General features: G+C 61.1%; 22 protein-coding genes. 18 read left to right on the forward strand and 4 right to left on the reverse strand.

What is annotated here, in order from left to right:
* Nucleotides 1–195 precede the first annotated feature (195 nt).
* Nucleotides 196–342 carry a hypothetical protein gene (locus tag ACTO5E_RS05030; RefSeq protein ID WP_482302122.1) on the reverse strand — a complete coding sequence of 49 codons (147 nt, stop codon included), beginning with the start codon at nucleotides 340–342 and terminating at the stop codon, nucleotides 196–198.
* Nucleotides 343–579: 237 nt separating this feature from the next.
* On the opposite strand from ACTO5E_RS05030, the gene ACTO5E_RS05035 reads away from it, so the two are divergent.
* The 7 genes from ACTO5E_RS05035 (at nucleotide 580) to ACTO5E_RS05065 (ending at nucleotide 9,659) form a co-directional block, all read left to right on the forward strand.
* Nucleotides 580–1,032, forward strand: a complete 453-nt coding sequence (locus ACTO5E_RS05035) for a CtsR family transcriptional regulator (RefSeq protein ID WP_482302124.1) — start codon at nucleotides 580–582, stop codon at nucleotides 1,030–1,032.
* 5 nt (nucleotides 1,033–1,037) lie between these two features.
* Nucleotides 1,038–1,733 carry a hypothetical protein gene (locus ACTO5E_RS05040; protein ID WP_482302126.1) on the forward strand — a complete coding sequence of 232 codons (696 nt, stop codon included), beginning with the start codon at nucleotides 1,038–1,040 and terminating at the stop codon, nucleotides 1,731–1,733.
* 20 nt (nucleotides 1,734–1,753) lie between these two features.
* Complete coding sequence (locus ACTO5E_RS05045) at nucleotides 1,754–2,275, forward strand: UvrB/UvrC motif-containing protein (protein ID WP_482302128.1); 522 nt, start codon at nucleotides 1,754–1,756, stop codon at nucleotides 2,273–2,275.
* On the forward strand, nucleotides 2,268–3,314 hold the full coding sequence (locus ACTO5E_RS05050; protein ID WP_482302130.1) for an ATP--guanido phosphotransferase: 1,047 nt from the start codon (nucleotides 2,268–2,270) through the stop codon (nucleotides 3,312–3,314). The genes ACTO5E_RS05045 and ACTO5E_RS05050 overlap by 8 nt, the downstream gene beginning before the upstream one ends.
* A gap of 23 nt (nucleotides 3,315–3,337) precedes the next feature.
* The gene (locus ACTO5E_RS05055; protein WP_482302131.1) at nucleotides 3,338–3,805 is read left to right on the forward strand and encodes a GNAT family N-acetyltransferase; all 468 of its coding nucleotides are present in this window, start codon (nucleotides 3,338–3,340) and stop codon (nucleotides 3,803–3,805) included.
* Nucleotides 3,806–3,809: 4 nt separating this feature from the next.
* Nucleotides 3,810–6,299: an ATP-dependent Clp protease ATP-binding subunit gene (locus ACTO5E_RS05060; RefSeq protein WP_482302132.1), complete on the forward strand. Its 2,490-nt coding sequence runs from the start codon at nucleotides 3,810–3,812 to the stop codon at nucleotides 6,297–6,299.
* A 681-nt stretch (nucleotides 6,300–6,980) separates the two neighbouring features.
* Nucleotides 6,981–9,659 carry an S-layer homology domain-containing protein gene (locus ACTO5E_RS05065; RefSeq protein WP_482302134.1) on the forward strand — a complete coding sequence of 893 codons (2,679 nt, stop codon included), beginning with the start codon at nucleotides 6,981–6,983 and terminating at the stop codon, nucleotides 9,657–9,659.
* A 101-nt stretch (nucleotides 9,660–9,760) separates the two neighbouring features.
* Here the strand turns inward: ACTO5E_RS05065 and ACTO5E_RS05070 are convergent, their stop codons facing one another.
* Together ACTO5E_RS05070 and ACTO5E_RS05075 are read right to left on the reverse strand one after the other, a co-directional pair.
* Nucleotides 9,761–10,915, reverse strand: coding sequence for an aminotransferase class V-fold PLP-dependent enzyme (locus ACTO5E_RS05070; protein WP_482302135.1), 1,155 nt, complete (start codon nucleotides 10,913–10,915; stop codon nucleotides 9,761–9,763).
* Nucleotides 10,912–11,139 (reverse strand): putative Se/S carrier protein, encoded by a 228-nt coding sequence (locus tag ACTO5E_RS05075; RefSeq protein ID WP_482302136.1) that lies wholly within the window; start codon nucleotides 11,137–11,139, stop codon nucleotides 10,912–10,914. The genes ACTO5E_RS05070 and ACTO5E_RS05075 overlap by 4 nt, the downstream gene beginning before the upstream one ends.
* 256 nt (nucleotides 11,140–11,395) lie before the next feature.
* Between ACTO5E_RS05075 and cdaA the strand changes: the two genes are divergently transcribed.
* The 11 genes from cdaA to lysS all read left to right on the forward strand — a co-directional run bounded on the left by cdaA (nucleotide 11,396) and on the right by lysS (nucleotide 22,787).
* Nucleotides 11,396–12,295 carry a diadenylate cyclase CdaA gene (gene cdaA, locus ACTO5E_RS05080; protein ID WP_482302138.1) on the forward strand — a complete coding sequence of 300 codons (900 nt, stop codon included), beginning with the start codon at nucleotides 11,396–11,398 and terminating at the stop codon, nucleotides 12,293–12,295.
* A 188-nt stretch (nucleotides 12,296–12,483) separates the two neighbouring features.
* Entirely contained in the window at nucleotides 12,484–13,899 is a 1,416-nt protein-coding gene (locus tag ACTO5E_RS05085) for a CdaR family protein (protein ID WP_482302140.1), read from the forward strand.
* A 12-nt stretch (nucleotides 13,900–13,911) separates the two neighbouring features.
* Nucleotides 13,912–14,100 (forward strand): DUF951 domain-containing protein, encoded by a 189-nt coding sequence (locus ACTO5E_RS05090; RefSeq protein WP_482302142.1) that lies wholly within the window; start codon nucleotides 13,912–13,914, stop codon nucleotides 14,098–14,100.
* Between the two features lie 22 nt (nucleotides 14,101–14,122).
* A complete protein-coding gene (locus ACTO5E_RS05095) occupies nucleotides 14,123–14,452 on the forward strand; it encodes a putative quinol monooxygenase (protein ID WP_482302144.1) in 330 nt (109 codons plus the stop codon).
* 26 nt (nucleotides 14,453–14,478) lie between these two features.
* Nucleotides 14,479–15,546, forward strand: coding sequence for a peptide chain release factor 1 (gene prfA, locus ACTO5E_RS05100; protein WP_482302146.1), 1,068 nt, complete (start codon nucleotides 14,479–14,481; stop codon nucleotides 15,544–15,546).
* 129 nt (nucleotides 15,547–15,675) lie between these two features.
* Nucleotides 15,676–17,325, forward strand: coding sequence for an L-threonylcarbamoyladenylate synthase (locus ACTO5E_RS05105; RefSeq protein ID WP_482302148.1), 1,650 nt, complete (start codon nucleotides 15,676–15,678; stop codon nucleotides 17,323–17,325).
* A 5-nt stretch (nucleotides 17,326–17,330) separates the two neighbouring features.
* Nucleotides 17,331–17,912: a lytic transglycosylase domain-containing protein gene (locus ACTO5E_RS05110; protein ID WP_482302151.1), complete on the forward strand. Its 582-nt coding sequence runs from the start codon at nucleotides 17,331–17,333 to the stop codon at nucleotides 17,910–17,912.
* A gap of 340 nt (nucleotides 17,913–18,252) precedes the next feature.
* Nucleotides 18,253–19,455, forward strand: a complete 1,203-nt coding sequence (locus tag ACTO5E_RS05115; RefSeq protein WP_482302152.1) for an SPM autocatalytic domain-containing protein — start codon at nucleotides 18,253–18,255, stop codon at nucleotides 19,453–19,455.
* A gap of 45 nt (nucleotides 19,456–19,500) precedes the next feature.
* Nucleotides 19,501–20,343 (forward strand): class I SAM-dependent methyltransferase, encoded by an 843-nt coding sequence (locus ACTO5E_RS05120; RefSeq protein WP_482302153.1) that lies wholly within the window; start codon nucleotides 19,501–19,503, stop codon nucleotides 20,341–20,343.
* A 419-nt stretch (nucleotides 20,344–20,762) separates the two neighbouring features.
* Nucleotides 20,763–21,248 carry a transcription elongation factor GreA gene (gene greA, locus ACTO5E_RS05125; protein WP_482302155.1) on the forward strand — a complete coding sequence of 162 codons (486 nt, stop codon included), beginning with the start codon at nucleotides 20,763–20,765 and terminating at the stop codon, nucleotides 21,246–21,248.
* 42 nt (nucleotides 21,249–21,290) lie between these two features.
* Nucleotides 21,291–22,787 carry a lysine--tRNA ligase gene (lysS, locus tag ACTO5E_RS05130; RefSeq protein WP_482302157.1) on the forward strand — a complete coding sequence of 499 codons (1,497 nt, stop codon included), beginning with the start codon at nucleotides 21,291–21,293 and terminating at the stop codon, nucleotides 22,785–22,787.
* 419 nt (nucleotides 22,788–23,206) lie between these two features.
* On the opposite strand, the gene ACTO5E_RS05135 is transcribed toward lysS, so the two are convergent.
* Nucleotides 23,207–23,785: glutaminase (locus ACTO5E_RS05135; RefSeq protein ID WP_482302158.1), on the reverse strand; the 579-nt coding region annotated here is incomplete at its 5' end.

Raw genomic sequence — 23,785 nt, forward strand, 5'->3', positions numbered from 1 at the left:
ATATCTATATTGTCATATCAGGATTATAAAAATATAATTTCCAGCTTATGGGGGGATTTCATCTTTTGGGTGAAATCCCCCTTGACAAATGTTCTCTTGGTACAAGTTCTAAGGAATGTAAAAGCATAAACGAAGAGGACGCCGTCACTGGGACGGCGTCCTCTTTTCGTGCTTCAGGTCAGGGCCCGGCGCTGTTTAGCAGCAGCCGTTGTTGCAGCCACAGTCGTTGCCGCAGCCGTTGCCACAGCCGTTGTTGCAGCCGCCGAAGGTGCTGCCGCAGCCACCGCAGCACAGCAGGAGCAGAACAATGATGATGATCCAAGAGCAACTGTTGTTACACATTTTGGAACGCCTCCTTTCGTTTACATTCCATACTATTCCATGGCAGGGAAAGTGTTACAGCCCGCAGCGCCTTTTTTGCAAATTGAGATTTCAGAAGGAAAAGAGAGAAAATCAGAGTATGAAGAAGAATATCAGGGCAAACTCGCCTGATTTTGACTTTGCTTGACCTTGACAAGCTAGGTCAGAACGGGTAAACTAAAGTCAAAGAAAGTCAAAGACAAATGGAGGCGAGAAGCCATGCGCATCAGCGACAGCGTGGCCAACTACATTCTGGAGCTATTGAATCAGGCGGGGGGCATTGCGGAGATACAGCGCAATGAGCTGGCGGGGTTTCTGGGCTGCGTGCCCAGTCAGATTAACTATGTGCTCACCTCCCGCTTTACCCCGGAGCAGGGCTATCTGGTAGAGAGCCGCCGGGGGGGCGGGGGGTATATCCGCATCACCCGGCTGAGCCTCTCTACCGCGGACATGATTATGCACATGGTCAATGGGGTGGGGGACGCCCTGGACGGGGCCACGGCCCGGGCCATGGTGCAGAACATGGTGCAGAGCGGCGTACTGGACCGCCGGTCGGCGGAGCTGATTCTTGCGGCCTCCTCAGAAAAGACCCTGATGGCTGTGCCCAAGGAACTGCGGGACACCGTGCGGGCCATGCTGGTGAAAAACATGCTGCTGGCCACCCGCACCTAGCTCCCATGGGCGGACGAAGTGGAGCGGTTTTTGGGGCGGCGCTGCTGCTGGCGTTGAGCCTGGCCGGGTGCCGGGGCGGCGGTTGGGTGTTCCGGGGCTTTCATGAGGACCAGGACAGGGCGCTGCTGGGCCGGTTGGAGGAGAGATTTCCGGCCATGGACTTTCAGTGTACGGGCCAGATGGAGGGCTCCCGGCATTGGGTCGCCGCAGGCGACGGTACAGAGTTTCCCGCATGGACGGCTCCTGCGGCCAGAGGGGAGTTCCAGGTGATGGAGCATTATTTGGAGGAATGGCTGGCAGCACAAAATTTTTACAGCGATTGGGAAGAAAAATTGGCCGGACTGGGGTTTGACTGGGACTATCGAAGCTATAATTACTATGACAGGCATTTTGAGCCCCGGTTCGGCCCCTTGGACAGCCCGGACCAGCGGCAGAAGGCGGCCGGGACCCTTGCCTGGGCCAAGACGCGCTTTGACAGCCTGTACCAGAGCTTTCAGGAGGAAACCGGCTGTGAGAGCCCGCTGCTGTACTTTTACGGGTCCTTTACCATAAAGGGCGAGGAGCATTTCTTTATGTTCTACCTGTCCATGCGGGAGGATGACATTTGGAACCAGGGCTTTGCCTATGACGACTATGAGGCGGCGCTGCAAAACGCGGCGGAACAAGCCGGGCAGGCGGATGTTGTCCCAAATATGGAATGATAATTCAGGAGGTGTTTTATATGCTGTGTCAGAACTGCGGGCAGCGGCCCGCTACCACACATATCAAGCAGCTGGTCAACGGCCAGCTGACAGAGGTCCATCTGTGCGCCCACTGCGCCCAGAAGCAGGGCTATGGCGGCATTTTAGGGGACTGGGGAGGCTTTGGCAGCTTGCTGGGCGGGCTGCTGGGGGAGGCTCCGGCCCAGCAGGTAAAACGCTGTCCCGGCTGCGGGGCCAGCTTTGGGGAGATCTCCCAGTCCGGGCAGCTGGGCTGCGCCCAGTGCTATCAGACCTTCCGGGCTCAGCTGCTGCCGGTGATTCAGCGCGTTCACGGAGCGGCCCGGCACCGGGGCAAGTCGCCGGGGGGCTCGGCCCTGCGGGTGGCCGACCGGCACACGCAGCTGGCGGCGTCCCCCAGGCAAAGGGAGCTCTCGCCGGTGGAGGAGAAACGCCGGCAGCTGAAGGAGGCTGTTGAGGCCCAGAATTTTGAGCAGGCCGCAGTGCTGCGGGACGAGATAAAGGAGATGGAGAAGCATGGCTGAGCAGACAGAGCAGCGGAAATGGTATGAGAAGACCGGCCCCGGCGGCGATGTGACAGTGAGCACCCGGGTGCGCCTGGCCCGGAACCTGCGGCGGCAGGTGTTCCGCGGCCGGGCCAGCCTGCAGCAAAAGGAGCAGGTGGTGGAGCAGGTACGGGCGGCTCTGGAAAATTATAACAGTGTGCTGCAGCTGCGCTTTCTGCCTTTAGAGGAGCTGCCGGCCCAGGCAGCGGCGTCTTTGGCAGAGCGTCACATTGTCAGCCCGGAATTCATCTCTCAGCGGCAGGGTCGGGCGGTGCTGGTGAATGAGGACGAGAGCGTGTCCGTCATGATCAACGAGGAGGACCATGTGCGCATTCAGGTGCTGCGGGAGGGGCTGGCGTTGAAGGAAGCCGCCGAGACCGCAGACCGGGTGGACACCCTGCTGGGGGAGGCCCTGGACTTTGCCTATGACCAGGAGTTCGGCTATCTGACCCAGTGCCCTACCAATCTGGGCACTGGTATGCGGGCCTCGCTGATGCTGCACCTGCCCGCTCTTACCGAGTCAGGGAGCATGGCCCGGGTGGCGGCCAATCTGGCCAAGCTGGGGCTGACTCTGCGGGGAGCCTTTGGCGAGGGCAGCAAGGCGGTGGGGGAGCTGTACCAGCTCTCTAACCAAATTACCCTGGGACTCAGCGAGAGCCAGGCTATCGAGAACCTCTCCGCCATTGCCGGGCAGCTGGCCGGCGAGGAGAAGCGGCTGCGGGAGGAGCTTTGCGGGGACCCCCGCTGGCAGGATAAGCTCAGCCGGGCGGCAGGGCTTTTGAAGTCAGCCCGGCTGATCAACGCCAGCGAGGCCACTGAGCTGCTCTCCCTGGTGCGGCTGGGGACTGCTCAGGGCCTGCTGACAGGGGTGGAGACAGGCGTGCTGGACGGCCTGAGCGTGGGCATTCAGCCCGCCACCCTGATGGCCCGGGCCGGAAAGGAGCTGGACGGGACAGAGCGGGACCAGCTGCGGGCAGAGCTCCTGCGGGAGGCGTTGAAGCCCCTGACAATGGAATAGAGCCGGCGTCGGGAGGAAAGGATATGGATATAGAATACCGGGATAGGATTTCGGCCAGTGAGATGAACGCCCTGCGAAAGGGCATCGGGTTCCGGCAGATTCACCAGGAACAGCTCAGCGCGGGGCTGGCGGGGAGCGCGAGGACCGCCGCCGCCTACCACGGAGAGCAGGCAGTGGGAATGGCCCGGTTGCTTTGGGACGGCGGGGCCACGGCGTTGATCACGGATGTGATTGTGCTGCCGGAGTACCGGGGACAGGGCATGGAGGAACGGCTGGTGGAAAGCCTGCTGGGCTTTCTGCGGGACCAGCTGCGGCCCGGGTATGGCATTCAGGTAGATGTGAAAGCCTGGCAGGGGCAGGCGGCGTTTTATGAGGGACTGGGCTTTCAGCTCTCTACCCGGGAGCGGCGGGGGACGCCCATGCATATCTGTCTTACCGACCAGATAGAAATAACAGACAAATGCTTCAGACAAGGCGATTATAAGGAGTGATATTATGTTCAAATTCAACGGCTTTACCGACATGGCAAACAAGGCCTTGAACCTGGCTGTGGACGCTGCCCAGGAGCTGGGGCACGACTACATTGGCAGCGAGCACCTGATGCTGGGGCTGCTCAAGGGCGGCGAGGGCGTGGCCTATACAGTGCTCAGCAAGCTGGGGGTCACTGCCGGGGATTATGAGCGTCTGCTGCGGGAGCGCATCGGCGCGGGCAAAGAGCCCACTTCCCTTACCCCGGAGAGCTTTACCCCCCGGACCAAGCAGATTTTGCAGATTGCCGCCATGGCCGGGGCCCGGATGAACAACGCCTTTGCAGGCACCGAGCACATCCTCATCGCCATGATGCAGGACGAGAGCTGCTATGCCATGCGCTTTCTGAAAATATTGGGGGTGGACCCGGACCGGGTGGTGCGGGAGCTGTCCTCGGTGGTCAGCGGCGCGGCGGCCATAGGCCAGGGCCAGGGAGAGGCCGGGGCCAAGTCCGGCAAGGCGCTGGAACAGTTTGGCAGGGACCTGACCCAGCTGGCGGCTCAGGGGAAGATTGACCCGGTGATTGGCCGCACAGAGGAGATCCAGCGGGTGATCCAGATTCTCTCCCGCCGGACCAAGAACAACCCGGTGCTCATCGGTGAGCCCGGGGTGGGCAAAACCGCTGTGGCCGAGGGCCTGGCGTTGAAAATCCACGCGGGCGACGTGCCGGAGACCCTGAAGGGCAAGCGCATTGTCTCGCTGGACCTGACCGGCATGGTGGCGGGCACCAAGTACCGGGGGGACTTTGAGGAGCGCATCAAAAACGCCATGGAGGAGGTGAAGAACGACGGCAGCGTGATTCTGTTTATTGACGAGCTGCACACCATCATCGGGGCCGGGTCGGCAGAGGGGTCCACAGACGCGGCCAATATTCTCAAGCCCGCTCTGGCCAGAGGGGACTTTCAGGTCATCGGAGCCACCACCATCAACGAGTACCGCAAGCATATTGAGAAGGACGCGGCTCTTGAGCGGCGGTTCCAGCCTGTCACAGTGGGCGAGCCCAGTCAGGAGGAGGCCATGGAAATCCTCCGGGGGCTGAAGGACCGGTATGAGGCCCATCATAAGGTGAAGATCACCGATGAGTCCATCGACGCGGCGGTGAAGCTGTCGGCCCGGTATATTTCAGACCGATATCTGCCGGATAAGGCCATCGACCTGGTGGACGAGGCCGCATCCCGGGTGCGGCTGCGGACCTTTACCGCCCCGGACAGCCTGCAGGAGTTGGAGAAGCAGATCAAGGACCTGGAAGGGGACAAGACTGCGGCGGTGAACGCCCAGGAGTTTGAGCGGGCGGCGGCGCTGCGGGATAAGCAGAAGGAGCTGCAGGAGCAGTTGGAGCAGGCCAGGGACGAGTGGGCGGCTAAAAACGAGCGCAGCAGCAGCGTGGTCACCCAAGAGGACATTGCGGACATTGTGTCCATGTGGACAGGGGTGCCGGTGTCCCAGCTCACCGAGGAGGAGAGTCAGCGGCTGCTGCGGCTGGAAGAAATCCTTCACCAGCGGGTAGTGGGCCAGCAGGAGGCGGTGTCCGCCATTGCCAAGGCCATCCGCCGGGGCCGGGTGGGGCTGAAGGACAAGAACCGCCCCACAGGGTCGTTTATCTTCCTGGGCCCCACAGGCGTGGGCAAGACTGAGCTGTGCAAGGCCCTGGCCGAGGCCATGTTTGGAGACGAGAAGGCCATGGTGCGGCTGGATATGTCGGAATATCTGGAAAAGCACACGGTGTCCCGGTTGGTGGGGTCGCCCCCTGGCTATGTAGGCTTTGACGAGGGGGGACAGCTTACCGAGGCGGTGCGGCGCAAGCCCTACTCGGTGGTGCTGTTCGACGAGATTGAGAAGGCCCACCCGGATGTGTTCAACATCCTGTTGCAGATTCTGGAGGACGGCCGGGTGACGGACTCTCAGGGGAAGACGGTGGACTTTAAGAACACGGTAATCATCATGACCTCCAATGTGGGGGCCCGGCGCATCACCGAGAAAAAGGCCTCGCTGGGCTTTGCCGAGAGCGGCGGTCAGGAGGAGCGGGACTTTGAGAAAATCAAGGAGACCGTGCTGGGGGAGCTGAAAAATCTGTTTAAGCCGGAGTTTTTGAACCGGGTGGATGACATCATTGTATTCCACAAGCTGAGCCGGGAGGACACGGGGAAAATTGCCGGGAAGATGCTGGAAGCCCTGCAGGGACGGCTGCAGGAGATGGGCGTTGAGGTTGCGTTTACGCCGGAGGCTGTGGGGGCTGTGGCAGAGCTGGGGTATGACGCGGCGTATGGGGCGAGGCCCCTGCGGCGGGTGATTCAGAGCAGGATTGAGGACCTGGCGTCGGAGAAGCTGTTGGAGGGAGAGCTGAAGCCGGGGAAAAAGTACCGCTGCGGATATCATGAGGGAGAGTTCACCTTCACAGAGGAGGCCGAAACGCGGGCAGAAAGCCAAAGCGAAGCAGAGCAAACGAGCGCGAACTAAAAGTTTCGTCAACCTTTTCAAAGGTTGCAGAGGTTTGGGGACAGAGTCCCCAAGGTCTTGACCTTAAAACGGCGGCGCAGATAGCAACGGCACGAGGTAGTGCTTCATCTCCAAATCTCAGTTCAGAACGGGGTAGGGCTGCGCCGCCGACTTGCCGAAGGCAAGTCGAACCCAGCGAGGTCGACCGCAGGGAGACCAGCGGCCTGTTCGCTGCCGGTAAAAACAGAGCGAAAGGGCCCAGCGAGCGCAGACGCGCGCCCGTGGCGGCTGCGGAAGGTTTGCGAAGCAAAGCTTCTACCCCTTGCGGAGCAAGGGGGCGAGCGTCCGGTTTGCGGGTGGTGAATTCGGAGGAGAGCGCCCCTGATATACCGCTGAAATATCAGCCCCCCTCCCCAAAGCTCTTAAGGTTTGCAGTCAACCAAAGCCAGAACAATCGAGGACCGGCCTGAACGCATATGCTGCCAGGCCGGTCCTCTGCTGGTGAAAGGTCAGAAATGCTGGTCAAGAGTGGCTCTGTATGTAGCACAGTGATGACAGACATGACCCTTTATGTGGGTGAATTACTGGGCTCCACCCTGGTAATATCATGAATTTTTCAGAAAAAGTTGCAATTTTGTAACTTTTACGTTATAATAAAGCCATCATAGCAGTTTTTTCTTGGATGGAGGTACATAGAACATTATGCGACAACATAGAATTATTTTTACTCTTTTGCCGCTGGTGCTGGCAGTGGCCATTCTGCTGGTTCCGGCCGCACCCCTGGCACAGGCCGCAGAAGACGCGGCGCCTGGTCAGGAGCTGACCCAGGAGGGAGAGGACCTGGAACAGGCAGAGCCTACCCCCAGTCCAGAGGAGCCGGCCCAGCCAGAGGATACGGTCACGCCGGAGCCCTCGCCAGAGCCAGTCCCCGAGGAAGAGCCGGAGCCTCAGCCCTCCCCGGCAGAGGAGGAGCAGCCGGAGGAGCCGGAGCCCAGCCCCGATGAGGAGGAAGAGGGAAAGACGCCGGAGGAGGAAATGCCCCCCCAGACCTTCAAGGCTGCTGTGGGCGCCCTGAAAACCGGCACCCATGAGGCATACCTTACGGGCTTCACCGGCAAGCGCTTTGGCCCCAGCAACAAGATGACCCGGGCCGAGGTGTGCGTGATGCTGTACGCACTGCTGAAGGAAAAGCCCACAGAGCTGGAATATAAGTTTGCGGACGTGAAGGCCAGCGACTGGTATGGCCCGGGAGTGGCGGCGATTCACAGCCTGGGGGCGGTGAGCGGCCTGCCTGACGGCAGCTTCGGGCCGAAAAAAACCATCAGCCGGGCGGAATTTGTGGTGATTCTGGCCAGCTTCTTCGAGCCGCCGGAGGAGGATCTGACAGCCGATTTTACAGACGTGCCGGAAAATCACTGGGCCTATAAGGCAGTGGCCGTCAGCCAGGCAAGGGGCTGGACCGCGGGCTTTGCGGACGGCACCTTCCGGCCCGGGGCAACCATCAGCCGGGCGGAGGTGGTCACGATTATGAATGTGGCTCTGGGCCGCCGGGGAGAGGGCTTTGCCGCTGACCGGGACGTTCAGGAGTTTGTGGACGTGCCCAAGACCCACTGGGCCTTTCTGGACATTGCCGAGGCAGCTGACCCGGTGAACGAGCCCGACCCCACCCCTGTCCCCGACCCTACCCCTGGGCCTGAGGACAATGTGGGAGGCTTCAAGGTGGGCGGCACCGTGAAGGTGAACGCTGAGACTGGGCTGAACATCCGCAAGGGGCCTGGCACCAGCAACCCGGTGGTGACGGCCGTAACCAATGGCACCCTGCTGACCGTGACAGACGTGTCCAAATACCCCTGGCTGGGGGTGAAGACCTCCGGCGGGCTGAGCGGCTACTCTCTGTCAGACTATTTGCTGCCCTATACCGGAGGGGATGGACCCTCACAGAACGGCGACCTTTCCGCGTCTTCCATGACGCTGCATCAATATATGAGCGCCCGGCTGGACGCTACTGCGGACTCCAACATCAGCAGTATGCGTTGGAGCAGCTCCAACGAGAGCGTCGCCAAGGTGGGGTATACTATTGACTACAGCACCAAGTCCCAGAGCGCCATTGTGTACGCGGGCTCTCCCGGCACAGCGGTGTTGAGCTATGCCGACGGCACCGGCAAGGTGAAGGCCACCTGCACGGTCACGGTCACCCAGCCCCAGCCAGTGCGCTTTGCCTATGCGGACGGCAACACGGTACCCCTGAAGCAGAACTTTGACCTGGTCGCTGTAACGGACAACACCAGGGACGAGGTGCGGTTTGATATTGTCAGCGGCCCTGCTGGGGGCAGCTTCTCCTCCAGCGCCTATGAGGAGGAGAGTGTGAAGTCCTCCTATGACCTGCCCGCCAACACGGTCCGGGTGTTCCGCCGGACCGTGCAGTTCGGGGCAGCGGGGCTGTATACGCTGAAAGCCTATTCCAGCTCCAACGGGGTTTACTCCAACGAGGCCTGCACCTTCACGGTGCTGGTCACCCAGGCGGGGGACACCACCACCGCCACCAATGAGACCCGCCGGGTCAGCGGAAGGATGCTGGACATGCTGGCGGTGTTTGAGGGTTATGTGCAGGAGATTGAGGACGACAGGGTGGTTGCGGGCAACCCCACGGTAGGCCATGGCTATGTGGTGGCCAAGAACAGCGCTTTCTACAACAACCTGACCAAAACCGAGGCTTACGCCATGCTCACCGAGACGGTGAATAACGGAAGCTACTCCAAGGCGGTGGAAAACTTCCGCAAGGAGAACGACATTAAAATGAGCCAGGCCCAGTATGACGCGCTGGTGAGCTTTGTTTACAACTGCGGCACCGGAGCTCTGAGCCTGAGCCGGTACGATACGCCCAATATTATTTTGAACATGGTGGCCCCTCCCACGGACGCATCTTCCTCCAAGCCCTACACGGGTACACTGAATGTGGTGGCCGCTAAAATGTACTCTGCGGCCAGCTCTACCAGCTCCACAGTGGTTCAGGTGCCCAAGGGCGCGGCGGTGCAGGTGGTGGGCGTACAGGTGAACCGCAGCACTACCAAGCAGGAGGTTTGGTACAAGGTCAACTATAGCGGCAGCAGCGGCTGGCTTCCCTCTGGGTATGTAAAGCTCAGCGGTAATTTCACCCGGGACCTGACCTATGCGGACTCCACCTCTCTGGCCAATGAGTTCATTCAGTGGCACCGGGCGGGCGGCATCTGTGTGCCGGGCCTGCTCTACCGCCGGCTGGCTGAGTGCAAGATATTCTTCTTCGGCAACTATACCGACGCGGTGAACGGAGCGGCCAACTACCGGAAGAATACCTACGGCTTCCTGTATCCGTCCTGCTGTAAGCATCTGGACCAGCGGTAACTGTTCTGTCAATGTGCGAATGAGAAAGCGGCCCTCTCCGTCTCAGCTGAGACAGGGAGGGCCGCTTTTGCTTGGGATGCCGGACCGGGCTTTCACCCCCGCTACCGGTGCTGTCCCCGGGCGATGGCTGCCACGTTCTGCACCAGAACGTCCAGCTCTTGCCGGCGGGTGAAGACAGAGGGGGAGACCCGCACGGTGCCGCTCTCGCTGGTTCCCATTTTGTTGTGGGCTTGGGGGGCGCAGTGCAGGCCGCAGCGCACCGCAATGTCCCGCTTGGCCAGCAGATTCCCCACCTCCTCGCTGGGCATGCCCTCTACATTGAAGGACAGCACCGGCATGAACCAGGGGGGCTTGGGCGGCGGGGTATACAGCTGTACCCCCTTGATTTTGGAAAGCTTGGCGTACAGATAGCCTACCAGAGCCATTTCCTCCCGGTAGAGCTTTTCCGGGGTCTGGCGCAGAACAAACTCAATACCTGCCCGCAGTCCGGCAATGCCCGGAACGTTCTGGGTGCCGGGCTCATACCGTTCAGGGGGCTCCTCAGGCTGAAGCAGGCTGCGGGACTGGGTGCCTGTGCCCCCCTCCACCAGAGAGGCCAACTTGTCCGATGGGTCGCGGAGAACCAGCAGGCCAGTGCCCATGGGGCCGAAAAGACCCTTGTGGCCTGCGCAGCACAGATAGTCAATGCCGCTCTCCTGCACGCTGATCGGCACCGTGCCGGCAGACTGGGCGGCGTCCACGCAGATTTTTGCCCCATACTGGTGGCAGAGGGCGGCAAGGCGCTCTACCGGCACCCGCAGGCCAAACACATTGGATGCCTGGGTGCACACCAGCAGCTTTGTCTTGCTGTTCATGGCCCCCCGAAAGGCGTTGACTGTAGCGTCGCTGTCCCCTGGGGTAACAGCGGCTGCAGTAAAGGTGACCCCTCGTTGGGCCAGGGTGGTGAGGGGGCGCATCACCGCGTTGTGCTCCAGGTCAGAGACCACCACATGGTCGCCGGGGTGGAGGCAGCCCTTCATCACCAGGTTGAGGGCTTGGGTGCAGCTGGGCTGAAAGCTGACGCATTCCGGGCCGGGCGCGTCAAAAAGCTTGGCAGCGGCCTGGCGGCAGTCAAACAGGGCCTGGCCGGCGCGCATGCTCATGGCAAAGCCGCCCCGGCCGGGGTTGGCCCCCAGCTCGGCCATTGCCCGGGCCATGGCCTGGCGGACGGCAGGGGGCTTGGGGTAGGTGGTGGCGCTGTTGTCCAGATAGATCATGGAGACGCCTCCCATTCCGCGCGGCCCAGAATGCGGATGGAGTTCTCCCGGAGGATGGCCTCTGCCTCTTCTGTGCCCTGAGGCACATAGACGCCGTAGCCGCAGCCAGTGGCAGCGGTGGGGGGAATGCGGTGGACGATGGCCTTAATGCCCCGGCGAAAGAGGACGTCCCGGGCCTTCATGGCATATGTGACAGAGCTGACCAAAATAACAGGCTTGCCCATCAAATCACCTCTTTGAAAGAAATCGCGGAAGGCTCCGCTTGCTATAGGATATGAGGGAGAGGGGGAAAGGGTGACAAGCGGGCCGACGAGGGCTTTCGCCTTTTGTAAGAGGCCGCGCAAATGGAAAGATTCATAAAAAGGGCTTTTATTTGCCGCCGGCTTGTGGTAGAATATAGTGGGAGCTTTTGGGACGCCGCTCCCAAAAGCACGACGGAAGCAATCAAACCCGGATTACATACAGGAAAGGATGACCGCTGTGGACGCTGTGATGGAATATATCGCCCGGCAGGGACAAACCATTTTGAACCTGGCCCGGCAGTTCACCTTGAAGGACGCACTGGACGTGGCGATCGTCACCATACTGCTTTACGGGCTGATCAAGCTGGTGCGGGACACCCGGGCCGGGCAGCTGGTAAAGGGCATTATTCTGCTGGTGGCGCTGTTCCTCATCTCCAATTATGGAGAGCTGATGATGGTGTACGGCATCCTCCGGTCCTTCCTTCAGTCGGGCTTTGTGATTGTGGTCATTCTGTTCCAGCCGGAGATTCGCAAGGCCTTGGAGCAGGTAAGCCGCAGCAAGGCCGTGCAGTCTTTAACCAGCGCGGTGGGCCGCACCAATAAGGATGCCGACGCGGCCGCGGCCCGCCAGGCCATTGCCGGTGTGGTGGAGGCCGCCGCCATTCTTCAGCAGCTGCGCATGGGTGCGCTGATCGTTTTTGAGAGGCAGACCCGCCTGGGAGAGATTATTGACACCGGCACCCTGGTGGACGCCGGCCCCTCCGGCCAGCTGATTGCCAATATTTTCTTCAATAAAGCGCCCCTCCACGATGGCGGCATGGTGGTTCGGGACGGGCGCATTTGCGCGGCAGGGTGTATTCTGCCCCTGACAGCCAGCGACGCGGTCAGCGCCGAGCTGGGCACCCGCCACCGGGCGGCAATCGGCATGAGCGAGAACTCTGACGCGGTGGTGGTGGTGGTCTCTGAGGAGACCGGGCAGATCTCCATTGCCCTGGGGGGCAGGCTTACCCGCAACTACAACCGCCTGACCCTGGCCGAGACCCTGGAGAGGGAGCTGATTGGCGAGCCTGAGGGCAGCAGCCGGGGCGGACTGTTGGGCCGGCTGGGTCTGGGCAGGGACAAGCAGGAGGGAAAATAGCCTTTTGGGACCTGTATGCATCGCCGGAAATGTTGGGAAAGCGAGGACTTTTCGCGCCGGTTCAGGCAAATTTGCGCAGGAATACGGGTTGTATGACAAGTGAATTTCATAACGAGCGGCAGGAAAAGGACCGCTCATACAGGTTTCTTACACATCATGGCCAGCTTTGAGAGACAGGAGGCAGGATTGTGAATTCAAAAAAAGACGAGGGAAAACAGCGGAACACAAAGGGCCGGTTCCGGCTGCGGGAACTGGTTTACCATAACACCTTTGTGTTTGTCTGTTCGCTGATTACAGCTGTGGTGGGCTGGTTTGTCATGGCCGCGGGCAGCGACAGAAACGGCTCTTATGTGGTTCAGAACGTGCCGGTGAACATCAGCCTCTCTGCCCGGGCAGAGGAGGAGGGACTGCGGGTGTTCAACGCGTCCTATGACACAGTGGACATTGAGGTTTCCGGCAGCAGTTCCATCACCCGGGCCCTGACTGCGGAGGACTTTGAGGTGTCTGTCACCCTGAACCCCACCTCGACCAAGCTGACAGGGAACACCACCCAAAAGCTCAGCGCCCAGGTGAAATGTGTCAAGCGCAACGCGGTCTCCGACTATGACATTGTCTCTGTCAGCCCGGAGGAGATCACCCTGGAATATGACCGCTTCAAAGAGACCGCCCTGAAAATTGAGCCGGACCTGACCTATACGGCGGCTACGGGCTTTTACCCTGGCACGCCGGTGCTGTCGGTAGAGCAGGTGAAGGTCAGCGGACCGGAGTCGGCGGTGAACAAGGCGGTCCGGGCGGCAGTCAGCTATAATGCGGCAGACCCCCTGCGGGAGTTTGGGGAGTGGCACTGCCCCCTGCGCCTGTTCGACCAGGACAGCCAGGAGCTGGCCGACCTGGAAAGCCTGTATCTGACCACAGACGTGGAGGAGGTGCAGGTCACGGTGCCTGTCACCCCGAAAAAGACCGTGCCCCTGCAGGTGACCACGGCCCATGCCCCGTCCAGCTTTTCCAGCTCCCGCATCACCATTAGCCCGGAGGCCATTGAGCTAACCGGCTCGGCGGAGACCTTGGGGACAGTGACGGAGATTCGCCTGGACACCATCATTGACTTTGCGGAGCTGGACCTGGACCAGCGTTCCGCCAGCTACACCATGGAGATTCCGGTGCCTGCGGGAACCAAGGACATCACCAATCCCGGGGCCAACACCCTGAGCCAGGCCACGGTCACAGTCAACCTGAACGGCTACCGCACGAACACGGTCACTGTGCCGGAGAGCAATGTGCAGCTGCTCAACGCCCCCACCGGCAGCCTGGAAGCCCAGCTCAGCAGCCGGAGCCTGGAGGTGGTTCTGGCCGGGCCCGAGGCTCAGGTGTCAAAGCTTACCGGCGACTCGGTGACTGTGCAGGTGGACATGAGCAACATGGAGGTGCGGGCAGGCATGATGGAGGCCCCGGCGACGGTGGCAATCAGCGGCAGCGCTGGCGAGGCCTGCTGGGTGCTGGGCACTTACACCGTCACCCTGGCCATTCAGGATGTGCGCACCCAGAGCGTTTCCTCTCAGATGGGGAGCGAGGCGGCGTTGGCAGCGGCCCCGCCCGCAGCATAGGGAGGCAGCGCTATGGATGTACAGGTGGGAGACCGGCTGCTGATGAAAAAGCCCCACCCCTGCGGCAGCAAGGAGTTTTTGGTGCTGCGGGTGGGAATGGATTTCAGAATAAGATGCCTGGGCTGCGGCCACGAGGTCATGCTGCCCCGGCTGAAATGCGAGAAGAATATCAAAAAAATACAGCGGGAAGAGCCGGACTGAGCCGGCCGGGAGAGAGGCAATCATGATTACCGTACACATTTACTATACCGGCGCACAGGGCAGCGCCCTGCGCTTTGCCCAGGAAATGACCGAGAGCGGCACTGTGGAGAAAATCCGGGCCGAGGCGGGCAACCTGGGGTATGCCTATTATTCCTCTTTGGAGGACCCGGAGACTGTGCTGCTGGTGGACAGCTGGCAGGACCAGGCAGCGATTGACACCCACCACCAGTCCCCCATGATGGAGGTGATTGCCGCCCTGCGGGAGAAGTATGACCTGCACATGCGGGTAGAGCGGCTGGTGGCAGACACGGCAGGCCTGCCGGAGCAGGACGCGGCGTTTGTCCGGGAATAATGGGCTATGCTGGAATGGAGCAGACTATGTTTGAGAATTTAAAGGTGTTTGAAAACCGCTTTGAGGAGATCGGGCAGAAGCTCTACGACCCCCAAAGCGCAGCGGACCCGGCGGTGTTCTCGGCCCTGATGAAGGAGAGCCGGGAGTTGGAGCCTGTTGTTGCCGCCTACCGCAGATATCAGGAGCTGACCGGGGCTCTGGAGGAGGCCAAGGAGCTGTTGGAGTCCGGAGACCAGGAGCTGCGGCAGCTGGCCCAGGCCCAGCTGCGGGAGAGCGAGCAGCAGCTCCCAGCGGTGACAGAGGAGCTGAAGCTGCTGCTCTTGCCCAAGGACCCCAATGACGAAAAAAACGTCATTATGGAGATCAGGGGAGGCACCGGCGGCGAGGAGGCGGCGTTGTTTGCCTATGACCTGTACCGCATGTACACAGCCTATGCCCAGCGTCAGGGCTGGCGCACAGAGATCGTCAGCCTGAATGAGACAGAGCTGGGCGGCTTTAAAGAGGTGAGCTTCCTCATCGACGGGGCAGGGGCCTACTCCAAGCTGAAGTTTGAGAGCGGAGCCCACCGGGTGCAGCGGGTGCCTGAGACAGAGACCCAGGGGCGCATCCACACCTCGGCGGCCACGGTGGCGGTGCTGCCTGAGGCTGAGGAGGTGGAGGTGGACATTGACCCCAAGGACCTGCAGATCGACACCTTCCGTTCCAGTGGAGCGGGGGGCCAGCATATCAACAAGACCTCGTCGGCCATTCGCATCACCCACCTGCCCACGGGTATGGTGGTAGAATGTCAAGACGAGCGGAGCCAGTACAAGAACAAGGACAAGGCCATGAAGGTGCTGCGGGCCCGGCTGCTGAGCCAGGAGCGGGAAAAGGCGGATGCCCAGGTGGCGGCGGAGCGCCGGGGCCAGGTGGGCAGCGGAGACCGGTCGGAGCGGATCAGAACGTATAATTTCCCCCAGTCCCGGGTGACAGACCACCGAATCGGGCTGACGCTGTACAAGTTGGAGGAGGTGCTGGCCGGGTCGCTGGACGAGATTGTGGACAGCCTGATCGCGGCAGACCGGGCGGCAAAGCTGGAAGCCTCTGCAAGCTAGCCTGGGGGGCAACAGGGAAAAAACGGAGCAGGAGCCGACCAGCGCGGACTGTGTGAAGCCGGTTTGACTTGGAGAGGGAGGCCCTTTTCTCCGGAGCAAAGCGCATACCAAAAGGAAGGAGCTGAGGCCATGACAACGGAACAGCTGACCGGCGCCCCGGAGGGGATTGCCCGGGCCGGAGAAATCCTGCGGGCCGGCGGGCTGGTGGCCATTCCCACCGAGACCGTGTACGGCCTTGCAGCCAACGCGCTGGACCCGGAAGCGGTCCGGCGCATTTTCGCGGCAAAGGGCAGGCCGGCGGACAACCCCTTGATTGTGCACATCACCGGCACGGAGCAGTGGGCCCCTTTGGTGAGGGAGCTGCCCCCGGCGGCCCTTCGGCTGGCGGAGGCGTTCTGGCCGGGCCCCCTCAGCATCATACTGGAAAAGTCGGACAAAATACCCATGGCGACCAGCGGGGGCCTTGCCACAGTGGCCGTGCGCTGTCCTTCCCATCCCCTGGCCCGGGCGGTGATTGACGCGGCCGGGGTGCCTTTGGCCGCGCCCTCGGCCAATCCCTCCGGCCGGCCCAGCCCCACCACCTTTGCCCATACTCTGAAGGACCTGAATGGGCGGGTGGACGGAGTGTTGGACGGCGGCGCGTGCGGGGTGGGCGTGGAGTCCACTGTGGTGAGCCTTGCGGGAGACTGTCCCCGGCTTCTGCGGCCCGGCGGGGTGACGGTGGAGCAGCTGCGGGCAGTGCTGGGCCGCTTGGAGATCGACCCGGCGGTGACAGCCATGCTGGCCCCTGGGGCTCAGGCCGCTTCGCCGGGAATGAAGTATAAGCACTACGCGCCCAGGGCCCAGGTGCTGCTGGTAGACGGGTCGCCGGAAGAATTTGCCGCTTTTGTGAATCAGCGGGAGGCGGCGCGACATAATCAGGGAGAAAAAACATATGCTAGCGGTGAGGGCCCTGCCTTTGCCCTGTGCTTTGAGGAGACCGCGCCGCTGGTGGAGCTGCCCGCAGTGGTCTACGGCTCCCGGTATGACCGGGCCCGGCAGGCGCGGGAGCTTTTCAGCGCCCTGCTCAGGCTGGACGAACAGGGGGCGGGGCGGGTGTATGCCCAGCGGCCCAGTCCCAGGGGGGTGGGCCTTGCGGTGTACAACCGGCTGCTGCGGGCCGCGGCCTTTCGGGTGGAGGCCGCGCCCGGGCCGATGATTGTGGGGCTGGTGGGGCCCAGCGGAGCGGGAAAGTCTACTGTGGGGCAGGAGCTGGCCCGGCAGGGCTTTGAGGTGCTGGACTGCGACCGGTTCACCCGCTCGCCCCAGGTGTATGACGAGGCCTGCGTTGCCGAGCTGCAGCGGGCCTTTGGAGAGGACGTAGCCCCCGGCGGAACCTTGGACCGGCGGAGGCTGGCGGGCCGGGCCTTTGCCAGTCAACAGGCCAAAAGGACACTGGAAGACATTACGCTGCCCCGAATCGTGGCGGCAGTATGGCAGGAGACAGCGCGGCTGCGCCAGGCCGGGAAGCTTGTGGTGTGGGACGCGCCCACCCTGTTTGAGGCCGGGCTGGACCGGTGGTGCCGGCGCATTGTCGCGGTGACAGCCCCAAAGGAGGAGCGGCTGCGGCGGGTCATGGCCCGGGATGGGCTGACAGAGGCGCAGGCGCTTCAGCGGCTGGGGGCTCAGCCCGAGGATGAATACTACCGGGAGCGGGCAGACTATGAGATAGAAAACGGGCCGGAAGCAGACCTGGCGTGTCAGGTGAAAAGGATGGGAGACCAGTGGAAGGGCAGGTGAGGCGTTTGAAAAAGGTTTCGGTCAGACTGACGGCGGCAGCGCTGATCCTGGCGGCCGTGATTCTGACAGCGGCGCTGGCCGGGCCTGCCCTGAGCGGCTTTGCCCTGCGCTGGCTGTACCCCCGGCATTTCACCGAGGTGGTGAGCCGGGAGGCTGAGGAGTTTGGCCTGGAGGAGGAGCTGGTGTACGCGGTGATTCGGGCGGAGAGCGGCTTTGACCAGCAGGCAAGCTCCCGGGCTCAGGCAAAGGGCCTGATGCAGCTGACTGAGCCTACCTTTCAATGGATGGCGGAGGAGTACCCGCCGGAGAACGGCGGTGGGGACGTGTTTGACGTCAATGACAATGTCCACTGCGGGTGCGCGCTGCTGCGGCTGCTGCTGGACCATTACGGCAGTCTGCCGGTGGCTCTGGCGGCGTACAATGCGGGTATGGGCAATGTGGACCGCTGGCTGGGGGACGCGGGGCTTTCGCCGGACGGGAAGAGACTGGCGGAAATCCCCTTTCCGGAGACAGCGGCCTATGTGGAGAAGGTGCAGAAGCTGCGGGGGGTGTACCGGCAGCTGTACGGGGAGGAGCAGCACAGGTAACAGCATAGAGCCAGAGTGACACCTCAGCAGAGCGGTCATACTTTTGACGGGAAAGCTCCTGGCCGAGAGAAAAACGAAAACAGCAGGTACATTGTCCGCTTACCATTAGGGTAGGCGGATTTTTTATAAGCAAACAGCAAAGCAAGGGGCGAAAAGGTATGACAATGGAGGTGTTTCCTCAGCGGCGCAGGCGTTCTGCAAATATTTCCAGTGGGGAATCGGCCCAGCGGCTTCATTTTTGCCAGGTTTTGCCGATTGTAATAGTATATAGGATACGGTAGCAGAAGCCGCAGCCCATATTTCAGTCCTTGATTTTATGCAAAAAAAGGAGGCCGTTTCTATGCGTATTGCACAAAGCTCCGTTTCTATGAGCGCTTCCCGTTCCTATCAAGAGGAAGCCACACAGACCTTGATCCACCTGGACCGTGGCCAGGGGGCGTTTGCAGGCAGCACCCGGGTCTCCGTCTCCACGGCGCGCACCAAGCGTGTGGAGGCGGAGGGCGGCATGGCCCGCTTTGTGTCCGCCGGCGGAGAGGCTTCTGCCGAGCAGGCCCCGCCCACCCAGCGGAGCAGCACCCAGACCAAAGGCTCCGGCCAGACTGTGCCCCTGCCCCCTGCGGCCAGTTCCCATAACTGGCTCAGCGACATTCAGACAGAGGTGGAGAAGGACCCTCGGATTCAGATGCTGCGGAAGATGATGGCCCTGTTGGAGCGCATCACCGGCAAGAAATTCTCCAAAGACATCCCTACAGAGACCCGTCCCACTGGCGGAGCCTTTGCCTTTGCGCAGGCCTCGGCCAGCTACCGGCATACCTCTGCCATGGTGGGCCAGCTGGAGCTCAGCGGGGGCGGCGGCCTGTCCTCCCAGCCCGTCAACGGCTACTGGACCCGCCAGACGGTGGAGTCCGGCTTTGTGAAGGGGGAGGAGCACACAGCCTTCTGCTCTGCGGGCACAGCTGTCACCGCAGACGGCCGCACCATTTCCTTCGGCATCTCCCTGGAAATGTCCCGGAGCTTTGAGGCCGCTTATCAGGTGGTGGGTAAGGAGGAGATTTTCACCGACCCCCTGGTCATCAATCTGGACACGGACGCGGCCTCGCTGTCTGACGTGAGCTTTTATTTCGACCTGGACGCTGACGGCCAGGAGGAAGAAATGGCTGCTTTGGGGGAGGGCAGCGGTTTTCTGGCGTTGGACAAAAACGGCGACGGCAAAATCAACGACGGCTCTGAGTTGTTTGGCGCGAAAACTGGCGACGGCTTTGGAGAGCTGGCCCAGTACGACCAGGACGGCAACGGCTGGATTGACGAGAATGACCCGGTGTTCTCCCGGCTGTCTGTGTGGATAAAATGCGGCTCTGACGAGGCTAAGCTCCTCTCCCTGAAGGAGGCCGGCGTGGGCGCCATCTTCCTGGGCAGTCAGGGGACGCAGTTCTCCCTCACTGGCGGCTCCGGCTCCGAGGAGGCCCGCATCCGCCGCACTGGGCTTTACCTGAAGGAGAACGGTCAGGCCGGTACAGTCCAGCATGTGGACTTCAAGGCCTGAGCATCCTCAGTCAGCCGCGCAAAAGAAATGGAGAAGAAAACCAGTATGAAAGAAGCTCTGCTGACAGAACTGACGCCGCTTTTTCACAAGCCCGCCCTCTACACAAAAACAGAGATCCCCTTTTGGGATGACGGGCATATTTCTGAGCAAATGCTCAAGGCCCACCTGGACCCGGATTTTGAGGGGGCCAGCCGGAAGCATGCCTTCATCGAAAGGTCTCTGGACTGGATCGGCAGGGTGCTTCCCCCGGAAAAGTACCCCTCCATCCTGGACATCGGCTGCGGCCCCGGGCTTTATACAGAGGGCTATGCCCGCAGAGGGTACGCAGTTACGGGAGTGGACTTTTCCCGCCGGTCCATCAGCTATGCCCAGGCCAGCGCCAGAGAGAAGGGTCTGCAGGTGGACTATGCGCTTCAGAACTATCTGAATCTGTCTCTGGACAAAACCTTTGGGCTGGCCACCATGATCTACTGTGACTACGGCGCGCTGCCGCCTGAGGACCGGGCCAGGCTGTTGGGGCTGATTTACCGGCACCTGAAGCCCGGCGGCAGGCTGCTGCTGGATGTGTTCTCTCTTGCCCGGTTTCAGGCCTATTCAGAAAGACAAACCTGGGAGGCCTGCCCTGAGGGGGGCTTTTGGAGCCCGGAAAAGCATATAGTTCTGCACCGGGCCTGCAAATACCCGGGGAATGTTATTTTGGAGCAGGCAATGGTCATCACAGGCGGTAAAACCAGCCATTACTATTTGTGGAACACCCATTTTTCCAGGAGTGCCTTGGAGCAGGAGGCAGCCGCCAGCGGCTTTCGCACCTGCGGCTGTTTTGGCGATGTGGCTGGCAGCGAATACAGCGAAGAGAGCCCCACCCTTGCCATTCTTCTGGAAAAATAGCAGGCGCGGCCTGAAAAGCCAGGGATTCCTCCCTGGTGGTCAAGAGGCTGGAAAACGGACAGCAGAGGAAGGGACGGGAGAATTCCGGTTCCTTCCTCCATTTGTGGGGGACCGCCGCCCTGGCGGGAGGCCCAGCCTAGCTGTGGGGAGTGTCCCTTGCGCAGATTATCATGTAGGGGAGAAGGATATCCGCTAACTCGCGGAAGTACCGGAACCCAGGGAGAGACGGGCGGACACGCAGGTCTGTCTCTACAAGGCATCCTGTTCGTGTCTCATAATAAAGTACCCGGCAGGACACGCCCCCAGCTGCACGGTGGGTTGACTTTTTGGCGGGGGAGAAGTATAATAATGGGTATTGGCTCGGGGCCTGACCCCTGCCGTACCCCCGGGTGGCCGGGAGAAAGGAAAGTGTGGATTTCATGGCTGAAAAGCAATATTTTGTCACCAAAGAGGGCCTTGCCGCCCTGGAAAAGGAACTGGATTTTTTGAAAACGGTGCGCCGCAAGGAGGTGGCCGAAAAAATAAAGGTCGCCCTGTCCTTTGGCGACCTTTCGGAAAACAGCGAATATGACGAGGCCAAAAACGACCAGGCTATGGTCGAGGCCCGCATTGCCGACGTGGAGGTCATGCTCAAGGGCGCAGTGGTCATTGACGAGAGCAGCCTGAATAATGAGACAGTGCACATTGGCTCTAAGGTGGAGGTGGCCATTGTCTCTCCCACTGGCAAGCAGTCCGAGCGCTCCTTCCGTATTGTGGGCTCCAATGAGGCGGACCCCAGAGGGGGAAAGATTTCCGACGAGTCGGCAGTAGGCCAGGCCTTGATTGGCGCGACAGTAGGCCAGACTCTGGAAGTAGAGACCCCGGCGGGCACTGCCCAGTACACGATCATCACCATTTCAAGATAAGCCCCGGGACGCAGCAGAATGAAAATGAGGGAGGAAAAGGTTATGAAGGAAGATCAACAGGTTCCCCAGACCCAGGAGGAGCAGAGCGAAATTCTCCGGGTCCGCCGGGAGAGGCTGTTTAAAATGCAGCAGGAGGGCAACGACCCCTACCGCCATACCCGCTTTGACGCGGACCACAAGGCGCAGGAGATTCTGGACAGCTTTGAGGCTTTGGAGGGCAGCGTTGTCACCGTGGCCGGGCGGGTGATGAGCCGCCGGGGCATGGGCAAGGTGGCTTTTCTGGACCTGCGGGACAACTCGGGCCGCATTCAGATTTATGCCAAAATCGATGTGATGGGGGAGGAGGCCTACCGGGCCATGCAGGCCTCTTTGGACATTGGGGACATTGTGGGGGTAAAGGGAGAGGTCTTCCGCACTCAGCGGGGAGAGGTCTCTGTCAAGGCTTTGGAGCTGACCATTCTCTCCAAGGCCCTGCAGCCCCTGCCGGAGAAGTACCACGGCCTGACCAACACCGACGCCCGCTACCGCCAGCGTTACCTGGACCTGATCATGAACCCGGAGGTCCGGGACGTGTTCGTCAAGCGCTCGAAAATCATCAGCGCCATCCGGGAGTTTCTGGACGGCCAGAGCTTTTTGGAGGTGGAGACCCCCGTACTGCACCCCCAGGCTGGCGGCGCGGCGGCCCGGCCTTTCATTACCCATCACAACACGCTGGACATGGACATGTACCTGCGCATTGCCCTGGAGCTGCATCTCAAGCGGCTGATTGTAGGGGGCTTTGACCGGGTGTATGAGATTGGCCGGAACTTCCGCAACGAGGGTATGGACCGCACCCATAACCCGGAATTTACCATGCTGGAATTTTACCAGGCCTATACGGACATCTATGGCATGATGGACCAGACGGAGAACCTGATCCGCTTTGTGGCCCACAAGGTGCTGGGCACCGGCAAGGTGGAGCAGGATGGAGTGGAGATTGACCTGGACCAGCCCTTTGCCCGCATGAGCATGGTCGAAGCAGTGAAGCAGTATGCCGGGGTGGACTTTACCCAGGTAAACACCTTGGAGGAGGCCCGGGCTCTGGCAGACCAGCGTCATGTGGCCTATGAGCCCCGTCACAAAAAGGGAGAGATTCTGAACCTGTTCTTTGAGGAGTTCTGCGAGGCCAAGCTGGTGCAGCCCACCTTCCTCACCGGCCACCCGGTGGACATCTCTCCCCTGGCCAAGAAGGACCCGGAGAACCCGGAGTACACCCAGCGGTTTGAGCTGTTCATCTGCGGCGGCGAGTACGCCAACGCCTTCAGCGAGCTCAACGACCCCATTGACCAGCGCCAGCGTTTTGAGGCCCAGGCTGCCCAAAAGGCCGCAGGCGATGACGAGGCCTGCGATGTGGACGAGGACTTCCTCAACGCCCTGGAATATGGCATGCCCCCCACCGGCGGCATGGGCATGGGAGTAGACCGGCTGGTCATGCTGCTCACCGGAGCCCAGTCCATTCGGGACGTGCTTCTGTTCCCCACCATGAAGCCTCTGGACTGAGCCCAGGGATTCCTTCTGCTGCCTCTGAGGCAGGAGGACAAATTTTGACAGAAAAGAACGCCTCTGCTGTTATGGTCAACGCGGTCCGGAAGAGGAAAGCCCTCTTTCGGGCGGGCAGCGATGCTGCCTGTTTGAGAAGGAGTCTGACTCTCAAACGCGTTTTCTATACTGGCAGAGGCGTTTTCGGTTTTCAGGCTGGGGGTGGGGCTGGGGATTCTTTGGGCTGCCACAATCCGGCAGGTGGACGGCGGCGAAGCCTTTGCTCTGTTCAGGGGAAGCAACACCTTGCACTTTCGCTGTCGACAAAGAGAAAAACCGATTCTGTCGTTGAGGTCTACAAAGGGAAGTCCCAGGCCTCAGCCCGGGACCGGGAATGTTTTCTGCCGTACAGTCCGTTGGAGGTCAGAACAGTACCGGGGCTAAAAAATGCTCAGATACAGCTCTCTGCTCAGTCGTTCCAACAGATGGATTCCTGCCACACTGTTGCCCTTCCGATCCAGCGCAGGGGAATAAATGCCGATCCCCATGCGGGTGGGGGCCACAGCCATAATACCTCCCGACACGCCGCTTTTCGCAGGGATGCCCACCCGTATGGCAAACTCGCCCGAGCCGTCGTACATGCCGCAGGTAGTGAGAATGGCGTTCACATACCGGGCCAGAGGCGCGGGAAAGACCCGCCGGTTGGAGTCTGGCAGACGCCCCCGGTTGGCCAGCACTGCCCCCATATGGGCCAGCCCCCGGCAGTCTACCTGAATGGAGCAGGCCCGGAAATAGCAGTCCAGCACCTCCTCCACATCGCCGTCCAAAAGGCCGTGGGACTTGAGCAGATAAGCCAGAGCCCGGTTTTTGCTGCCGTGGCTTTTTTCAGACAGGTAGACCGCCTGGTCAATCCTCACCTCCGGGTCCCCCACCAGTTGGCCCGTCAGCGTCAGCAGCCGCTGAAAGCGTTCCTCATAGCTTCCGCCGTGGATGAGGCTGCACATCACAATGGCCCCCAT

The organism is Acutalibacter sp. (assembly GCF_056800975.1).